We start from the raw sequence: 18085 nt of genomic DNA, 5'->3' as shown, positions 1-18085 counted from the left end.
TCTATACTTTAAACTTTTGGACCATTTGTTCTAAATCACCGAATTGTTGTCTCAGTTTTGTACATTCGTTCAGAGTATTATTTAGATTGGTTTTACTTTGAATAGATAGTTCACTGATAGTTTGTATATCTGCATCTAGTGATTTAACAACTTGATTTTGTTCTTCTGTAGCGTCTGCAACGGTATGATTGGCAACACTTATTTGTTTTATATCTTCTATAACTTGCTGCATTAATTTTCCAACTGCATCAGCTTCTGACACGCTTTTTTCACTGCCTTGTAAACTTGTTTTCATTAACTCCACAGCCAAAGTTGACCCTTTTTGCAATTCTATGACTGTTTCTTCAATCTCTTGCGTTGATTCTTTGGTGCGATGAGCTAATTGTCGAACTTCATCTGCCACTACTGCAAAACCACGCCCTGCTTCACCTGCGCGAGCTGCTTCAATAGCTGCATTCAATGCAAGTAAGTTGGTTTGTTCACTCACGCCTTTAATCACTTCTAAAACATTACCAATGCTTTCTGTATGTTCATTTAAGCTATTAATAGTTTGTTGAGCTTGCACTATATTGGCAGATAACTCATGGATCCCTGCAACATTAGTGCTTAATATTTCCTGGTTTTGTGTAGAGTGCTTATTCGCATCTTTTGCAAGTGTTGATGCGTCAGACGCACTATTAAATATATCTGATGTCATCCCTGTAAATTGATTAATTGCAGCTGCAACGCTATCAGTACGCATACTTTGATCGTCATACATAGCAAGTGAAGAATGTGTTTGTGATAGCAGACTGGCTATTACGTCATCAAGAAGTATTGTTGTATCTTTAACTTGTTCGATTGATGATTGAATTTTTTCAATAAACACATTGAATGAATGGCTGAGTTCACCAAACTCATCGTCATTTTCTATCTCTAAACGACGTGTTAAATCACCTTCTCCCTGTGAAATATCTTTTATAGCGTCATTTAACCGATTCATTGGACGCATTAAATAACGAAGTAAAAATTGCATTAAAATTACAATTACGATTGTACCCACAATTAAGTAAATAAATGCCGTTTCACCAAAACTAGATACACTAGCAAATGCTTTTTGTTGATCAATAACAACCCCTAAATACCAATTTACATTTTCAATACCACGTATTTTATTAAACGAAACTAATTTAGTTTCGCCAGCTATTTGATATTCAACAAACTCGCTACTAAGTGATGGTTTGGTGCCAAATAACTCAGCGATATTTTTTAGGTTAACATTGCTTTGTGGGTGACTTAATATTTGGCCGCTGTCATCGAGTAAAAAACCATAACCCAGCCCTAAAAAATCAATATTATTAATAATTTCTGTCACAGTTTGCATATCAATATCAGCACCAGCAACACCAACAAAACGGTCATTGTGGTTTATAGGCACAACAGCAGATATAGTTAACTCGTTAGTTGTTACATCAATATAGGGAGTAGTAAAGGCAGTATTGGTTTTGTTTTCGACTAGCTTATACCAAGGACGTGATGTTGCATCAAAATCTGGCGGTAAAACGATGCTTTGATCATTTAAAATAAAATTACCGTTAGATTGGCCAATATAGGTGTTTTTAAAACTACCTGCTAACCCTGCTGTGTTTAATTGTAGTAATGTAAGCGTATTTGGATCTGATGGTTGGTGGGTTTTAGCAAACGCGCTAACAATGGCCAGCTTTGCATTTAACCAGCTAGCTATATTTTGAGAAACAGATTCTGAGTTTTGTTGCAAGACGAGAGCAAGCTGATTTTGTGTTTGGTTTTTTAAGGTAAAGTAGTTATTTACAGTGAATAACCCTAATACCAAAACGAGTACAACAGACGCTGCTATTGTGACTTTTGTCGTAAACTTGAATGCCCCAAACATAAATGCCCTTTAATTTATTTTTAGCATTCTAGTTTTAGCAAATATTGTGAGCATTGTCTTAGCTATTTTCGGTTTTTCCGAAAATAGCAGCTAAAAACAATAAAAAAGGACTAGAAAAACTTAATTACAAATTTTAAGTAATTAATTTTACATAAATAATGTTCAATAGATAACAAAATTTGGAATGTTCCAAATAAAAAGAAAATAATAATGACTGAATACGTATTCAGCTATTATTATTCAATACATTTTCTACCATTTTTTAGCTAAACGAACAGCATTTAAACCATACCAAGCTATAAATACATAACATACCATAGGCACGAAAAAGCTATCTTGAATATTTACGGTATCGGCAATATACCCTTGCAATAAAGGCACTAATGCACCACCTACAATCGCTAAACATAGCCAACCGGAGCCTTTACTAGTTAACGGGCCTAATTTTTCAATCGCAACAGAAAATATAGTTGGAAACATAATTGAATTAAACAACCCGATTGCCAATACTGAATACAAAGCGACATCACCTTGTGTAAAAATGGTGATTAATAACAACGCAATAACACTGATAGCATTAAAGGCAATTGCTTTAGAAGGCGCAATTTTTTGTAACAACGCAGAGCCTACAAAACGCCCAACCATTGCTCCGCCCCAATAATAACTAATAAGTGCCGCGGCAGCATGCTCTTCAAGCCCAGCAATGTGTGCTTCACCAAAGTAATTAACTAAAAAGCTACCTATAGCTACTTCACCGCCTACATAACAAAATATTGCTACAACCCCCATAGTAAGGTGAGGTGCTTGCATTAAAGAACGAGTTTCGGTGTCTGTGCTGTCTTCCTTATGGGCTTCAATTTCAGGTAACTTTATAAATGCAAACACAATGGTAATTAATAAAAGTGCTGCAGCCAACATTAAATAAGGCACTTTTACTGATTCTGCCGATGCAGCAGACGCAGCGAATGTGCCAGCAGTACCGAAAAAGAGAATGCCTCCTACGTAAGGCCCTACTGTAGTACCCAGGGCATTAAGCGCTTGCGCTAAGTTTAATCGTGAAGAGGCGGTTTTATCTGGGCCAAGAGCCGCAACGTATGGATTAGCTGATACTTGCAATACGGTTATACCAGCAGCGAGTACAAACAATGCGCCTAAAAACAACCAATACTCATGCACTACTACCGCAGGGTAAAAAAGCATACAACCAATCGAAGCAATAATAAGGCCCGTTAGAATACCTTTTTTATAACCAAGCTGTTTAACTAAAATACCAGCGGGAATAGATACAATGAAATAGGCACCAAAAAAGCAAAACTGCACTAGCATTGCCTCAAAGTAGCTAAGATCAAATACGCCTTTTAATCGTGGAATCAATACATCATTTAATACTGTAATAAAACCCCATAAAAAAAACAGGGTTGTCATTGCAGTTAGGGGAAACAGATAATTTTTGTTGTGCTGTTTATTAACGCCATAATCGTGATGTGTGTTCAGTGTGCTCATTTTTATTTTCACTCCATTAACAAGTTAAACTGATTCTACATTGTTAATAAGTTGTTTGGGCACAAGGTAATTAGAACGTTCCAAACCATCATACTTATTCAAACTGCACATTCTTCTGAAACAGTATTGATTAAACGCTCAGTCTCACCGCTATTATAAAATATATATAAGGCTTGATTTATGTCATCTAGCACTTCAAGCCAGTTAGGAGTTAGCTTACTTATAGCAAAATACAATGAGTTATAATGTAGTGGTTTACCATCTTGCTCAACTGCATTAAGCAGTTTTATTTTTTCATTTTGGTTAAGCTCAGAAAACGTAACTGAATGGGTTAACACCGAAGGATCGCCTATAATAAGATCGACCCGCTTGGCAAAAAGTAATTGCATTAACTGCAAATCGTTTACCGCACTAATAACTTTAAACTCTTCATTATCCATCATGGCATCAAATTCAGGCGTGTTTTGATACCCTCTTACAACACCTATTGTTGAGCCTTTTAATGAGTTTAGATTACCTGTAAAAATACCATGTGCGTTTTTTCGCTTTAGAAATACAATATTTCCACCTTGAAACGAATTTGAAATACCAAGCAGCTCTCTTCGCATTTTATTTTTAACATAGTCTGAAGGCGCAGTGTCTTCAATAAAGTACTCAGGCATTAAAATATCGGCTTTTCCAAGTTCCACATTACGCACAGCTCTTGCCCAAGGTAAAAATTCTAAATAAACGCTGTAACCCTGACTATTAAGAACAGCAACGGCAAAATGATAGACCCACCCTTTGTTACATAAGTCGTTACTTATATAAGGCGGCCAATCTAAAGTAACAATATGTAATGTGCGTTTACTATTTGGGGCGCTATATAAAAGCCCCGATTTATAACGCTGCCCTTCTACAGTTTTAAGGCTATTTTTATGAATGAAGGTTACGCTTTGACTCGCGAAACTAAAACAACTAATAAAGGACAACAAAAAGACTACAATGCGCATAATAAAGCTATCGTCAAACTAATAGTCAGTTAAGTGTAGGCGTTATTTACACTTTTGAAGGAGGAATTAATCAAGAGAATGAAAAATTGGTAGAACGTGAAATTGAATATAGACAGTGTCTAATGCCAACTAGCAGATTTAATTGGCATTACAAAAGTTATAAAGCAGGTTTAACCCATTTCATTTTATTATTGGTATCGCGCGAACTTATTATTGTGTCATCACTGCTTTTAACACCACCTAATTTAGAAAGCCTATCGTAAAGTACTACATTACAGGTTGCAGCTAAGTTCATGCACCCTATAGTAGGAATGTAAACTACTTCATCGCACCACTTTAGTACGTCTTTAGGAACAGAACCATCTTCTGGGCCCAAAACATAAAATGCATTTTCTGGGTGCTTAAATTCAGGGAGCGGTGTAGCCCCTTCAATTAACTCAACGACAACAACGGTTGCCCCTTCAGGTTTTACTTTTTCTAGGCTATCGGTAGAGGTTAATGGAATACGTTCAACCACATTTTTAGTATCGGTATGAAATTTTTGCGCATTAAGATATCGATTACCCGTAAAATAAACCTGCTTTGCGTCGTAACACCCAGCAGCTCGTAACACACCGCCAACGTTAGTAGGGCTCTTCGGGTTTATTAAACCAATACTCGCTTTTAACTTGCTCATTAATCGCAATCCTTTGTTGGCCACTCAGCAATGTATAAATCAAAATCATCTAATTTTACATTACTGTCTTTGACTGTTTTATCTTTTACTGAAATACCGAGATCATGCATAAGTGTTTTATCGCCGTTATTTAATAACGGGTGCCACGAAGCTAAACCACGCCCTTCATGCAGGCGGCGGTAACTGCAGCTCTGCGGCATAAAGAAAATATCTTTAAGGTTTTCTTTGGTTAGTTTTACGCAAGAAGGGACAAGTGTTTGGCGGTTTTCGTATTCGCTACACCCACAGGTATTATTATCTAAATACTGACAAACAATATTTGTGAAAATGAGCTGTTCACCTTCACGTAGCTGATCGGTTGGGGCAAAATCGTCTTCATCTTCACTATCTATAAACGTATTTAAACAACATTTACCACAGCCATCGCAAATAGCCTCCCATTCATTTTGGCTCATTTCGCTCAAGCTTTTTGTAAGCCAAAACTGTGTATTTGCTAACTGTTGATCAAACATAGTGTTCTCGCGCCCTTTTAAGAGCGCGCATTCTAACGTATTGCACTAAATGGCGCAAAGCGAATACCTCAATTTGATAATCACTTTGCGCTATTCATTAACGCTGCGATTGCACCCAACGCTTTATTTTTTTCTCCAAAATAGGCATGGGTAATGCGCCATCTATTAATATTTGCGTATGAAACGCTTTAATATCAAATTGGGAACCTAGCTCTTTTTTACAATAATCGCGAAGTTCTTTAATTTTAAACTCCCCTAATTTGTACGAAAGTGCTTGCCCTGGCCACGCAATATAACGCTCAACCTCTGCCACTACATCGCTTTCAGCCATTGATGAATTAGCAAGCATGTATTGTATACCTTGCTCGCGCGTCCACCCTTTTGCATGAAAACCAGTATCGAGCACTAAACGCATTGCCCGTAATTGCTCGTCAGCCAAACGCCCATACCACATATAAGGATCGGTAAATAATCCAAGCTCTTTCCCTAAACTTTCTGCATACAGTGCCCACCCTTCAGCAAAAACCGTATACCCACCAAATTTACGAAAATCAGGTAAACCGTCTATTTCTTGTTGAAGAGCAATTTGAAAATGATGACCAGGTGCCGCTTCATGAATCGAGAGTGTTTCGAGTAAAAACTTAGGTTGTGCTTTTAAATTAAAAGTATTGATATAAAAAATACCCGGACGTGAACCATCTGGTGCAGGGGCTGCATAAGAAGCACCCGCCGCAGACTGAGCACGATAAGCCTCTACTGGTTTAACAATGTAGGGCGCTTTAGGAGCCACATCAAATAACTGCGGTACTTTTGCATCAATTTTTTTCTTAACATTTTCGTACGCTTCAATAAGCTCATCAGCGGTATTAAAGTAGAACTCATCTGAATCACGCAAGTGAGTAAAAAATGCAGGCAAATCGCCGTCAAAGCCAACGGTGTGTTTTACCTTTTTCATTTCGCTCAAAATACGCGATACTTCGCTTAAACCAATATTGTGAATTTCGTCAGCAGATAAGTTAAGCGTTGTGTTTTTCTTTATTTGGTATTCGTACCAAGCTTTACCATTAGTAAAATCACTGTAGCCTACTGACACACGACTACTAGGTATATAATCGTTAATTAAAAATGTGTGCATGCTTTGATAAGCCGGCACTAATTGCTTCATGATTAGATCGCGGTATTTCGCTGTTATTTCTTGTTTTTGCTCAACTGTAAACGAATTTGGTAAGTTTTTTATAGGTCCCCAAAACAGTGAGTCTTCAGGCTTATTTACAACATGCGCACTAAATTGTGGAGCTAACTTTTTTGCAAGTGGCAAAGGTAAAACAATATTTTGTTTTATACCTTCAGCCATAGAAAGCTCAACACTTTTAAGCCATTTGATGTAGCCATCACTACGTTTTAAAAAATTATCGTAATCCTGTACTGTTTTAAAAGGTTGTGCACTTTGCCCAGAGCCAAATCCAGCAAACACATTATGTGCTCCCGACATTTGATTAATAGGCAGAAAGTAGCTTGGAAATTGCATCCCCTCGAGGTTAAGTGCAAGGTCACGTTTTAAAATCTCATAACTTAATAGCGCTTGCCCTGTTAACTGCTTTGAATCAATGTAAGCAAGGCGTTGTTGATACTTTTTATAAAAAGCCGCCTTTTTGTTACGATTTGTCGCTGAAATTTCAGGCGTGAACTGATCATTAAATTCATTTTTACCGCTATATGTTGCCATTATTGGCGAAAGTGCAAGCGACTCGTTGTAGTATTGATCAACAAGCACGTCTAATTGCTGTTCGGCAGATAATTCTGAAACCACAGCATTTATAGATGATGAAACGGGTTTACTATTATTTTGTTGAGACGTTGTGCTACTACACCCCATAAGCGCACCGATCACTGAAGAAGCGACCAGTGCTAATTTTAATAATTTCATATTAATCCTTATAAAAAACTCAGCTCGATTATGAGCTTTAAATTAAGCTAAATAAAGTAGTAACTTAGTCGTTATTTTATTGCACTTTTACTTGAGCTTGGTAAAGTCAAAACAACGTAACTTTCATATAAAAGAATTAAAAAGTGAAAAAGCACCTATTATCAGCCTCAATAGCCATATTATGTTTGAGCAGTCTACCTGCCCAGGCAGTCACCTACATTTCTGCAAAAGCCATGTTAGATGTAGAAAATGGCACACTCATTCAATCGCCATTAATTACTATTGATGACGGTGTGATCACCTCAATAGAACGTAATAAAAAGCCGCAACTAGGTAAAAGTGATGAACTTATTAATCTGCCACAATTAACACTAGTGCCTGGATTGATGGACATGCATGTACACTTAACGAGTGATCCTACTGTTTCTCGTAGTGAGCGCTTGGGTCAATCAATCCCACGCATGGCAGTTAAATCGGCTTATTTTGCTAATAAGACCCTTGAAGCAGGTTTTACTACCGTAAGAAATGTGGGCGCAGATGGTTATAGCGTTATTGCGGTACGAGACGGTATTAATGCGGGTGACATTGTAGGTCCACGAATTTGGGCAGCAGGTCCTTCACTGGGTATAACTGGCGGGCACTGTGACAATAACCGTTTACCGCCTGAGCTAAAATATACTTCAGCAGGTGTTGCAGACGGTCCATGGGCGGTTAGAACAAAAGTACGTGAAAACATAAAGTACGGTGCAAACGCTATAAAATTTTGTGCTACAGGTGGTGTTTTTTCAAAGGGTACCAAAGTAGGTGTACAACAATATTCGCTTGAAGAAATGAAAGCCATTGTTGAAGAAGCGCACATGCGCGACCTTCCCGTTGCAGCACATGCACACGGCACAAGCGGCATAAAAACAGCTATCATTGCAGGTGTTGACAGCGTAGAACACGCAAGCTTTTTAGACGATGAAGCCATAGCCCTGGCTAAAAAACATGGCACTTGGCTTTCTATGGATATATACAACACAGAATACACTTTAAGCTTTGGCGAACAAAATGGTGTAGACGAAGAAAACCTAAACAAAGAACGCCAAGTTTCTAAAAAACAAAGAGATAGCTTTAGCCGAGCTGTAAAAGCTGGTGTGAACATGGTATTTGGAACTGACGCTGCCATCTACCCACATGGTGATAATGCAAAGCAATTTTCACGTATGGTTCAATTTGGCATGACTGAACTGCAAGCCATTCAATCAGCTACCATAAACAGCGCTAAACTGTTAAAAATGCATAATACACTAGGGCAAATAAAAACGGGATATGCCGCCGATATTATTGCTGTTGAAGGAAACCCATTAAAAAACATTTCAACATTAGAGCAAATACCGTTTGTGATGAAAGCAGGTATTGTTTATAAAACTGAAAAATAAAATTTAAATCTAAGTTAAGGCTGGCTTTATAGTGTTAGCCTTTACTTTTAACGTTAAAATTCATTAAATTTTAATTCTCAACCCTAAAAACACTAAAATTAAAAGATTAGTAAAACAATGTGTTAAAGGTAAAGCTTTAATAGCATTGTTTTACCTGGTCTCTATTGTCATTTTTAGTTTATTACTCTTAATTTGGGAGAGCTGTTAAAGAAAATCATATTGCAATTTATTTTTCTTAATTGCCAAATTCGTCCCCTCCTTTATATTTGTTTGGTTTTTATTAACTAAGCCCGCTTATTTGTATGAAAAACATGCAAACAGTTGTTTTAATCTAATATTTATTGAACTTTTAGTATATTTTGCAAATAATAATCATTACCATTAGCGCAAATCAATAAATGCGAATGGTTATCATAATGAAACAGTTTAATTACTCACTCCTCACCCTTGCTTGTTTAAATGCACAAGCCGCTTTAGCATCAACCACTGCAGAACAAGATATTGAACACATAAGTGTTTATCAAAAACAAAATCAAGTTGTTATGAGTTCGGGTCTTGCCACAAAGTCAGATATGTCCTTAATGGAAACCCCTGCTCCTGTTGTTATTATTGATCGTGAACTAATTGAATCACAGGGCGTAGACAACCTACAAGATCTTGTCCGTAATGTGAGTGGTTTAACCCAAGCGGGTAATAATTATGGCATTGGCGATAACCTGGTTATTCGTGGTCTTGACGCCAATTACACTTATGATGGTATGTATGGGGGAGCTGGACTTGGAAACACCTTTAATCCAACTCGCTCATTAACCAATATTGAGTCGGTTGAAGTGTTAAAAGGCCCAGCTACAGGTTTATATGGTATTGGTAGCGCTGGTGGTGTAATTAATTTAATTGAAAAAAAACCTGAGTTTGAAGAAAAACATAAAGTCGCTTTAGAGCTTGGTCAATGGGACAGCTACTCTCTTGCTTTTGACAGCACAAATGCACTTAGCGACAACTTAGCGTATCGCGTAATGGCTAAAACGGCCTCGAGCGATGGCTTTCGCGATTTAAAAGAAGAGCGTGATGAAATTTATACATCACTTAAGTATGTGTTAAACGATAAACAAGACGTTATGCTCTCTGCTGCCTATATTGCATATTCCGGAGCATCGTGAACAGTGATTCCGGCCCATCGTGAACACCCGTTCTGGTTTTAGCGTGAACGCTCATTCCGGTTTTATCGTGAACACTTTTGACTGATTTTCCGGAATCGGTGTTCACACCAAACCAGTACAATTTCAACGCATTGATTATTAATTACTTTGTTAAGCTATTTCCTTTTTGTATTACTGAGGAAGGGATATGGCGACTAAGAGGATCACAATGCGTAAAATTCGAGAAGTGTTGAGGCTACATTTTGCTGCCCAACTCAGTGTCAGAAAAATAAGTGCCAGCACTAAGATCAGTGTCGGTGGTATTCAAAAACTACTCACTAAAGCCAGAGCTTTATCGTTAAGTTGGCCACTGCCCGACGAGCTTGATGATTCTGTGCTTGCTAGTCAGTTCTATCCTCGCGCCGACACTCGGCCATCCCAGCGATTTGAAGTGCCAGATTGGCCAGCCATTCGAAAAGAATTAACGGGCAAAGGCGTCACCAAGAACTTACTCTGGGAAGAATATACTCAGCAATATCCGAATCGTTGTTACAGCTATTCTCAGTTCTGCGATCGCTATATGACCTGGCTTAAAAAGCAAAAACGTTCGATGCGACAAGTGCATAAAGCAGGAGAAAAACTCTTTGTCGATTATGCGGGTCAAACGATGCCCATTGTTTGTAATGCGACGGGTGAAGTGAAGTTCGCCCAGATATTCGTGGCGGTGATGGGCGCATCAAATTATACATTTTGTGAAGCAACCTGGAGCCAAAGTCTACCCGACTGGATCGGCAGTCACGTGCGAGCATTTGAATTTATCGGCGGTATACCTGACATGGTTATCCCCGATAATTTACGCAGTGGTGTCAGTAAAGCGTGTCGCTACGACCCTGATGTTAACCCGAGTTATCAGCAATTGGCCGCGCATTATGGCACCGTGATTGTGCCTGCTCGTCCCAGAAAACCACAAGATAAAGCCAAGGCCGAAGTGGGCGTGCAAATCATTGAACGCTGGATACTCGCCAAGTTACGACACCAAACCTTTTTCTCATTAGCTGAGCTAAACCATTGCATCAAAGCCTTACTGCTTGAGGTCAATAATAAGCCCTTTAAGCAACTGAGTGGGACACGACAATCATGGTTCGAGTCAATCGACAAACCCGCCCTCGCGCCTATGCCCAAACTAGCTTATCAATTCACGGATATTAAACACGTCAAAGTGAATATTGATTATCACGTTCAGTATGATAACCATCTTTACTCGGTACCCCATCACTTGGTGGGTGAAAAGCTTGAACTTCATGCCAAAGACAACTTGATTGAGGCTTATTTCAAGCATAAACGCATCACCAGTCACCCGAGAAAATATCATCCGGGCATGACCACCACATCCGAGCACATGCCTGTAAAGCATGAGAAGCATCATAAATGGTCACCAGGGCGTTTAATGAATTGGGCGAAAGATATTGGAGATGACGTTTTGCTCTGGGTGAAAGCACAATTGGCACAGAAACAACATGAAGAACAAGCGTATCGTGTGTGCTTAGGCTTACTCAACCTATCAAGAAGCTATCCCGCCGATCGGCTCAATAACGCCTGTGCGATAGCCAATCAATACAGTTTATATCGGTTAAAACATATCAAAGACATACTCAGTAGCAACCAAGATAAATTGCCGCGAACGCAAGAAGAGCCGTCGACGTTATTGCCACAATCCCATGAAAATATCCGTGGTCCTAAAAGCTTCCATTAAGGTAAGGAAATTCTATGTTAGAACAAACGATAACTCAGCTTCGTCAACTCAAACTCAGTGGTATGGCCAACGCCTTAGTGAGCCAAATGGAACAACCAAGTACTTATGAAGGGTTGTCCTTCGATGAGCGACTACAACTGCTAGCAGACAGTGAAGCCCAAGACCGAGAGAGCCGAAAACAACAACGCTTACTTAAAGCGGCAAAACTTAAATTAGCCGCTAACGCCAGAGACATAGATTATCATCACCCGCGAGGTCTCAATCAATCGATGATGGCATCGCTACTGCAATGTGATTGGCTGAATAAATCACAAAACTTACTGATCACAGGCCCTTGCGGTAGCGGTAAAACCTATATCACTTGTGCGCTTGCGCATACAGGATGCATGAAAGGCTACAGCGTTAAATATTACCGACTCTCAAGGTTGATGCTTGCGCTGACACAAGCCAAAGCAGATGGCACTTACAGTCGAATGTTACAGTCACTCGCTAAGATCGACTTACTCGTTTTAGATGATTGGGGGCTTGAGCCACTTAAAGCGGCACAACGAAATGACTTAATGGAGATCATGGATGATAGGCACGGCAGTTCATCAACCGCCATCATCAGTCAATTACCCACCGAAGAATGGCATCAATCCATCGGCGATAATACCTTAGCCGATGCCATTTTAGATCGACTAATGCACAATGCTCATCGGATAAAATTAAAGGGGGAGTCTATGAGAAAAATTCAATCTAAAATTGACCATCGTGAACACTTAGGTTAAAAATGTCATGAACCCAATGCGTGGAATTTAAGTGTTCACGATAAAACCGGAATCGGTGTTCACCATCACCGGAATACGCATATATTAAGGATTCAATTGCTGTTGACTCAATTGGCCACCCTATTCGCATATACAACGCAGAGACAGCGAATGGCTTAACTGCTGGTGAAGTAACCGCTGCAGACTTAGTAAACGATCCGACAGGCAGTGGCTTACAACTGACAAGTGAACAGCAATTACAATTAGCGAACTCTCTTTCTGCAACAGATGGTTTAACACCCTATGACTTTGGTACCAATGGGATTATTTCACCAATGGCCGATGATAATGAAGGTGAAGAATTACGATTTAAGCTTACGCATAATTACTTTATTACTGATGACTTATTCTTAAACCAGCAACTACAGTACCGTAATTACACATCAAGCTTTGCTCGTCAAACAGGGGCTTTTAATTACGTGTACTCAACTCGCAGTGGCGTTATTAATCAAGACCCTCGTGCTCCTTTAGTTGAAAATGATGTACTTTATCCATTTGCAGCTAGGCGCCAAGAGTATCGCCAAGTAGAAGCAGATGAAAAATCATGGCAGTACTTTTTAGATTTAAGATACGACTTTGAGATAGGCGATATTGATAACGAACTCTTAGTTAATGCAAATTATGAAGACCGAGATATTGGTTTCAAACAATACTCTATTTATGACAGCGATAAAGTAATTTACGACACTGATGGTAATGTGCTTTATCAAGGTGCTTTACCCTACATCTATGACATGAGGCAACCAAATTGGCCAATCGGTGGCTTTGACGATTACGACCCGCTAAAAACGAGTGATTATAATAAAAAGGTTCAAGCATGGGGAATGGGCGTTCAGCATGTAGGTTATATTAATGACATACTGACTACACGCATAGGAGTCGCCTATAACCGTATTAAGCAGAGCTACGAACATAATGGTGTAGATGAACGTTACAGTTCAAGCCGTGCAGAGCCAACCCCTGAGGCAAACACATCTGATTCAGGTTTAACCTATAATTTAGGTGCTACTTATCAGCCTACTGAAGATTTTTCTGTGTTTGTTAATCACTCTAAAGGCCGAACCGCATACAGTGTATTAGGCTCTGTTGCTGGTAACGAAGCAGATAGAGAAGACTCAGAGTCAATAAGTAATGACTTAGGCTTTAGGTATAAAGCATTTGACGACCAGCTACTAGCTACTTTAGTTGTGTTTGAAAGCGCTCGTACAAATCTTGAATACAGTAACCCACTGTATGAAGCTGGTGTGTCTGGCCCTGATATAGTAGAAAGCTACTTTGATGGCGAAGAGCAAACCAAAGGCGTTGAGCTTGATTTAAATGCGTATTTAAATGAGCAGTGGAAAATAAATGTTAACGGCGTATATCAAGACGCGCGTGATAAATCTAACCCCAATAGCAGCGCTTACGACACTCGTCAAAAAGGGGTGCCTTATGTAACTGCAAGCACATGGGTTACTTACTATGCAAACATATTTAATTTACCCGAGTCAGTTAATATTAGCGGGGGTATTACTTACGTTGATAACAGAAGTACTAACTCAAGTTCATTTAGTATTCCTGATGGCTATGTACCTGGCTACACTGTGTACGATGCTGCAATTTCGTATACAACTAAACAGTGGAACATGCAGCTTAATTTAAACAACCTATTTAACAAACAGTATTATTCTAAAGCGATGTTTTTAGGCGGTATGCCTGGTGAAGAGCGTAATGCTAAATTAAGTTTTAGTTACACACTTTAGCGGTTAAAATTTATGGGTGCTTGTATTTACAAGCGCCCTTAATATTTAAAAACTATGCATAAAATGGCTTAAATTGTATTTAAGCCAAACTAAGATTATTTTAGTGCACTTAATGCCTTGCTATCGCAAATCAACATGCTAGCATTTAATTTCTGAAATTACTGAAAGTTAATGATATGACTTTATCTGAAAAGAATTTTACCTTTGTGATGCATTGTGGCGAAATGGGCAGCCGTTGGGGCTTTAACCGTACAATAGGCCAAATGTGTGGTTTACTAATCATTACTAAAAACCCGATGACAGCGAATGAAATTGCCGACTCACTAAGTATCTCTCGTGGTAATGTAAGTATGGGCATAAAAGAGCTGCAATCTTGGCAATTAATTAAAGTTCAGCACATTCCGGGTGATCGTAAAGAGTATTATGCGCCTGCAGGCGATATTTGGGATATGGCTAATCGAGTATTTGAAGAGCGAAAAAAACGTGAAATCGATCCAACGCTCAGCCTTTTGCGAGATAACTTACTTGACGAAGCGAATAACGAAGAGGAAGTGTATGCCCAAAAGCAAATGGAAGAAATTCACAATCTACTTGAAACGGTCACTAAATGGTCGTCTGAGTTACAGCGTTTAACTCCCGAGCAGCTCAACAAACTTATGAAACTGGGATCAGGAATTGGCAAGGTCATCGATTTAAAAGAGAAAATTTTTAAAAAAGAATAAAGCCGCATTGTGCGGCTTTATTTTTTGTTGAACTATATTTTTGGGTATCCGATTCTATCAGACAAATAACCCACACTCGTTGCAAAGTAATAAGAACGGTTCCAATGCATTAACACTTTGTAATTATCATAGGCCAAAAACATACGGCCGTTGATATCATCGGGCATAACCAGTGCTGCTCGTACATCAACATTAGGCAATGCAGTACCGTCGACTCTTCTCACCCCTAAAGCCTGCCATTCATTGAGTGAACGCTCAGAGTCATTCCAATACTCAAGCCATTGTTTACGTGTTTTAGTACCACGAACTAAAATATATTTATTGTCAAAGTTATCAGGAAGCATAACTTGACGACCCCAAGTTAATGAATCGTTCCACCCTTCTTGCTTTAAATAATTAGCAATTGAAGCAAACGCATCTTCTTTTGTAGTCCAAATATCTTTGCGACCATCATTGTTATAATCAATTGCGTAAGCATTAAAAGACGTTGGCATAAATTGAGTTTGCCCCATAGCCCCAGCCCAAGAACCTTTAAACTTATCTAAGGTAATATGACCCGATTTTAAAATGTCTAAAGCCGCCCACAACTGGCGTTTATAAAGTGCTTCACGGCGGCCATCAAAGGCAAGTGTCACTAATGATGAAATAACATTGTGACCGCCTTGAATAGTACCAAAGTTACTTTCAAGACCCCATAAAGCGACTATAAAGCGTGCTTGTACGCCAAACTCTTTAGCTACTTGCTCAAGAATATCTTTGTTCTCAGCATAAAGTTTACGAGCACGGTCAATTTTCCATTGTGGTACACGTTTTGGTAAATAGGTCTCGAGTGTTTCTTTCACTTCAGGCTGGTTTTTATCAGCTGATACCACTTTCTCTTTATAAGTCGCGGTCGCAAATGCACTATCAATTAACGACGTTTCGTAGCCTTTTGCGATTGCTTCTTCTTTTAGGTTTACTAAGTAATCTTTAAATTCGGCTTGTGTTTTGGCAACAACTGACGAACTCAAGCATAAACCACATAATACAACTGCCAGTTTTTTAATCACGATCGGCTCCATTTTGTTTTCTTAGTTCAGTAAGCAAATTATCTTCCGGTGGTGGAAGTTGTAAATAGTATCCTTGATCGGTTAATGCACCCTTAACGGTTTCCAAATCCGCACCACCTAGGTGCTCACGTTTAGCTAAGTTGATGAGCATCACATATTGAGGTTTGCCAAACATAGCCATTAGAGGTTCTGGAACTTTGCTAAAATCATCTCTTTTTTCAACAAATAAGAAGGTATCCGTCTTTTTCTTACTTTTATATACCGCAGTTAACATTATGACCCTATAAATTCTTGCACAACAATGCTGCACACTATACCATGAGAGTAATAATAAGTTAGAAAATTTAGATTAGAAATTTTGATTAAGGCCTTATTCAGCCTGTGTTTATCTAATTATAATTTCTTATCATACAATTCAATTGAGCGTGTATGTCGGACCAAATTTTTGAGTTAAAAGGGAATCTTTTTACGTTATCAGTTTTACATCTTTATAGTGCTGATATAAACCTTTTAGCAGAACAATTGTACGTAAAAATAGCCCAAGCCCCTCGTTTTTTTGAAGGAGCCCCTATTGTTGTCAATTTAGAAGAAGTAAAAAGCAGCTCTTTAGACTTTGTTCATTTAAAGTCACTTATCGAACGAATGAGCTTCAACGCAGTGGGTGTATGCAATGGCTCTGATGGGCAGCATGCAAATGCCAAAAAAGCTGGCTTTTCAGTATTAAATTATTCGCAAGACGTAAAAGCAGAGCCCGTTGAAAAGCAACCTAACACGTCAATTGTCGAAAAAAATATTATACTTCCAGCACAAATAATTAACGGTACTGTACGCTCGGGTCAACAGGTGTATGCAAAAGACCGCGACCTTATTGTATTAGGCGCTGTTAGTCATGGTGCAGAAGTAATAGCAGATGGCAACGTACATATTTACGGAACCCTTCGTGGTCGCGCAATAGCGGGCGCAAAAGGATTAGAAAACGCACATATATTTTGCCAAAAGCTAGAAGCAGAACTTGTTTCCATAAATGGCAACTACTGGATCAGTGACTCTCTACAAGGTGAGTTTTGGGGCAGTGCAGTGCAAATACAACAAAAAAATGAATCATTAGAAATTTCAGCTTTGGTTAAAGGATAAATTTCATGGCAAAAGTAATTGTCGTTACCTCGGGTAAAGGTGGTGTTGGTAAAACAACATCAAGTGCCGCAATAGGCACAGGCTTAGCATTAAAAGGCTACAAAACGGTTATTATCGATTTTGACATCGGTTTACGTAACCTTGATTTAATTATGGGGTGCGAGCGCCGCGTTGTTTATGATTTTGTAAACGTCATAAACGGTGAAGCAAACCTAAACCAAGCACTTATCAAAGACAAACGTGTTGAGAAGTTATTTTTACTGCCAGCATCGCAAACGCGTGATAAAGATGCACTAACTCGTGATGGTGTAGAACGCGTTTTAAACGAGCTAAAAGAAGACTTTGATTATATTGTATGTGATTCACCAGCAGGAATTGAAGCGGGTGCGATGATGGCAATGTATTTTGCTGATGAAGCGATTGTAACCACCAATCCAGAAGTGTCATCTGTACGAGACTCTGACCGTATTTTAGGTATTTTGCATAGCAAATCTAAACGCGCTGAAGAAGGCCTTGAAAATATCAAAGAACACCTATTATTAACACGCTACAACCCTGAGCGTGTTGCTAAAGGTGAAATGCTTTCGGTAGAAGACGTACAAGACATATTAGCTATCGATTTGTTAGGTGTTATTCCTGAGTCACAAGCAGTATTGAGTGCATCAAATTCAGGTCAACCGGTAATATTGGATGGCGAATCAGATGCTGGTCAAGCATATGCTGATGCCATAAACCGCTTACTTGGTGAAACCGTCGATTTTCGCTTCTTAGATGTAGAGAAAAAAGGCATTTTTAAACGGATTTTTGGAGGCTAA

14 protein-coding genes and 2 pseudogenes are annotated in these 18085 nt (G+C 38.9%); 8 read left to right on the top strand and 8 right to left on the bottom strand.

Annotated features, from left to right (window positions below):
- Nucleotide 1: 1 nt before the first annotated feature.
- The 6 genes from PS1M3_RS19490 to PS1M3_RS19465 form a co-directional block, all read right to left on the bottom strand.
- Entirely contained in the window at nt 2-1891 is a 1890-nt protein-coding gene (locus PS1M3_RS19490; RefSeq protein WP_203987571.1) for a methyl-accepting chemotaxis protein, read from the bottom strand.
- A 252-nt stretch (nt 1892-2143) separates the two neighbouring features.
- Nucleotides 2144-3394 carry a sugar MFS transporter gene (locus PS1M3_RS19485; RefSeq protein ID WP_203987569.1) on the bottom strand — a complete coding sequence of 417 codons (1251 nt, stop codon included), beginning with the start codon at nt 3392-3394 and terminating at the stop codon, nt 2144-2146.
- Nucleotides 3395-3492: 98 nt separating this feature from the next.
- Nucleotides 3493-4386 (bottom strand): ABC transporter substrate-binding protein, encoded by an 894-nt coding sequence (locus PS1M3_RS19480; RefSeq protein ID WP_008131735.1) that lies wholly within the window; start codon nt 4384-4386, stop codon nt 3493-3495.
- A gap of 157 nt (nt 4387-4543) precedes the next feature.
- Complete coding sequence (locus tag PS1M3_RS19475; RefSeq protein WP_006793471.1) at nt 4544-5062, bottom strand: RNA methyltransferase; 519 nt, start codon at nt 5060-5062, stop codon at nt 4544-4546.
- Nucleotides 5062-5574, bottom strand: coding sequence for a YcgN family cysteine cluster protein (locus PS1M3_RS19470; protein ID WP_203987567.1), 513 nt, complete (start codon nt 5572-5574; stop codon nt 5062-5064). Before PS1M3_RS19470 ends, PS1M3_RS19475 begins: the two co-directional genes overlap by 1 nt.
- A gap of 97 nt (nt 5575-5671) precedes the next feature.
- Nucleotides 5672-7501: a DUF885 family protein gene (locus tag PS1M3_RS19465; RefSeq protein WP_203987565.1), complete on the bottom strand. Its 1830-nt coding sequence runs from the start codon at nt 7499-7501 to the stop codon at nt 5672-5674.
- Nucleotides 7502-7644: 143 nt separating this feature from the next.
- On the opposite strand from PS1M3_RS19465, the gene PS1M3_RS19460 reads away from it, so the two are divergent.
- The 6 genes and pseudogenes from PS1M3_RS19460 (at nt 7645) to PS1M3_RS19435 (ending at nt 15087) form a co-directional block, all read left to right on the top strand.
- Nucleotides 7645-8922: an amidohydrolase family protein gene (locus tag PS1M3_RS19460; RefSeq protein WP_203987563.1), complete on the top strand. Its 1278-nt coding sequence runs from the start codon at nt 7645-7647 to the stop codon at nt 8920-8922.
- Nucleotides 8923-9338: 416 nt separating this feature from the next.
- Nucleotides 9339-10061, top strand: a pseudogene (locus tag PS1M3_RS19455) (TonB-dependent receptor plug domain-containing protein); the annotation flags it as partial.
- A gap of 208 nt (nt 10062-10269) precedes the next feature.
- Nucleotides 10270-11814 (top strand): IS21 family transposase, encoded by a 1545-nt coding sequence (istA, locus tag PS1M3_RS19450; RefSeq protein ID WP_024600838.1) that lies wholly within the window; start codon nt 10270-10272, stop codon nt 11812-11814.
- 14 nt (nt 11815-11828) lie between these two features.
- Nucleotides 11829-12584 (top strand): IS21-like element helper ATPase IstB, encoded by a 756-nt coding sequence (gene istB, locus PS1M3_RS19445; RefSeq protein WP_008108839.1) that lies wholly within the window; start codon nt 11829-11831, stop codon nt 12582-12584.
- Between the two features lie 77 nt (nt 12585-12661).
- Nucleotides 12662-14365 (top strand): annotated as a pseudogene (locus tag PS1M3_RS19440) (TonB-dependent receptor); the annotation flags it as partial.
- A gap of 176 nt (nt 14366-14541) precedes the next feature.
- Complete coding sequence (locus tag PS1M3_RS19435) at nt 14542-15087, top strand: GbsR/MarR family transcriptional regulator (RefSeq protein ID WP_006793466.1); 546 nt, start codon at nt 14542-14544, stop codon at nt 15085-15087.
- A 32-nt stretch (nt 15088-15119) separates the two neighbouring features.
- Here PS1M3_RS19435 and PS1M3_RS19430 read toward each other — a convergent pair whose 3' ends face one another.
- Together PS1M3_RS19430 and PS1M3_RS19425 are read right to left on the bottom strand one after the other, a co-directional pair.
- The gene (locus PS1M3_RS19430; protein ID WP_203987561.1) at nt 15120-16136 is read right to left on the bottom strand and encodes a lytic transglycosylase domain-containing protein; all 1017 of its coding nucleotides are present in this window, start codon (nt 16134-16136) and stop codon (nt 15120-15122) included.
- Nucleotides 16129-16410, bottom strand: a complete 282-nt coding sequence (locus PS1M3_RS19425) for a YcgL domain-containing protein (RefSeq protein WP_006793464.1) — start codon at nt 16408-16410, stop codon at nt 16129-16131. Before PS1M3_RS19425 ends, PS1M3_RS19430 begins: the two co-directional genes overlap by 8 nt.
- A gap of 155 nt (nt 16411-16565) precedes the next feature.
- Between PS1M3_RS19425 and minC the strand changes: the two genes are divergently transcribed.
- Nucleotides 16566-17270 (top strand): septum site-determining protein MinC, encoded by a 705-nt coding sequence (gene minC / locus PS1M3_RS19420; protein WP_010556195.1) that lies wholly within the window; start codon nt 16566-16568, stop codon nt 17268-17270.
- A gap of 5 nt (nt 17271-17275) precedes the next feature.
- A complete protein-coding gene (gene minD, locus PS1M3_RS19415) occupies nt 17276-18085 on the top strand; it encodes a septum site-determining protein MinD (protein ID WP_006793462.1) in 810 nt (269 codons plus the stop codon).

Source organism: Pseudoalteromonas sp. PS1M3 (assembly GCF_016865405.1).
Lineage (GTDB): Bacteria > Pseudomonadota > Gammaproteobacteria > Enterobacterales > Alteromonadaceae > Pseudoalteromonas > Pseudoalteromonas marina.
This window is presented reverse-complemented; position numbering and strand designations above follow the sequence as displayed.

What these genes read in the sequence shown, in the direction of transcription:
- PS1M3_RS19490 (WP_203987571.1), bottom strand. Translation starts at nt 1,891, where the DNA reads ATGTTTGGGGCATTCAAGTTTACGACAAAAGTCACAATAGCAGCGTCT.
- PS1M3_RS19485 (WP_203987569.1), bottom strand. Translation starts at nt 3,394, where the DNA reads ATGAGCACACTGAACACACATCACGATTATGGCGTTAATAAACAGCAC.
- PS1M3_RS19480 (WP_008131735.1), bottom strand. Translation starts at nt 4,386, where the DNA reads ATGCGCATTGTAGTCTTTTTGTTGTCCTTTATTAGTTGTTTTAGTTTC.
- PS1M3_RS19475 (WP_006793471.1), bottom strand. Translation starts at nt 5,062, where the DNA reads ATGAGCAAGTTAAAAGCGAGTATTGGTTTAATAAACCCGAAGAGCCCT.
- PS1M3_RS19470 (WP_203987567.1), bottom strand. Translation starts at nt 5,574, where the DNA reads ATGTTTGATCAACAGTTAGCAAATACACAGTTTTGGCTTACAAAAAGC.
- PS1M3_RS19465 (WP_203987565.1), bottom strand. Translation starts at nt 7,501, where the DNA reads ATGAAATTATTAAAATTAGCACTGGTCGCTTCTTCAGTGATCGGTGCG.
- istA (WP_024600838.1), top strand. Translation starts at nt 10,270, where the DNA reads ATGGCGACTAAGAGGATCACAATGCGTAAAATTCGAGAAGTGTTGAGG.
- istB (WP_008108839.1), top strand. Translation starts at nt 11,829, where the DNA reads ATGTTAGAACAAACGATAACTCAGCTTCGTCAACTCAAACTCAGTGGT.
- PS1M3_RS19435 (WP_006793466.1), top strand. Translation starts at nt 14,542, where the DNA reads ATGACTTTATCTGAAAAGAATTTTACCTTTGTGATGCATTGTGGCGAA.
- PS1M3_RS19425 (WP_006793464.1), bottom strand. Translation starts at nt 16,410, where the DNA reads ATGTTAACTGCGGTATATAAAAGTAAGAAAAAGACGGATACCTTCTTA.
- minC (WP_010556195.1), top strand. Translation starts at nt 16,566, where the DNA reads ATGTCGGACCAAATTTTTGAGTTAAAAGGGAATCTTTTTACGTTATCA.
- minD (WP_006793462.1), top strand. Translation starts at nt 17,276, where the DNA reads ATGGCAAAAGTAATTGTCGTTACCTCGGGTAAAGGTGGTGTTGGTAAA.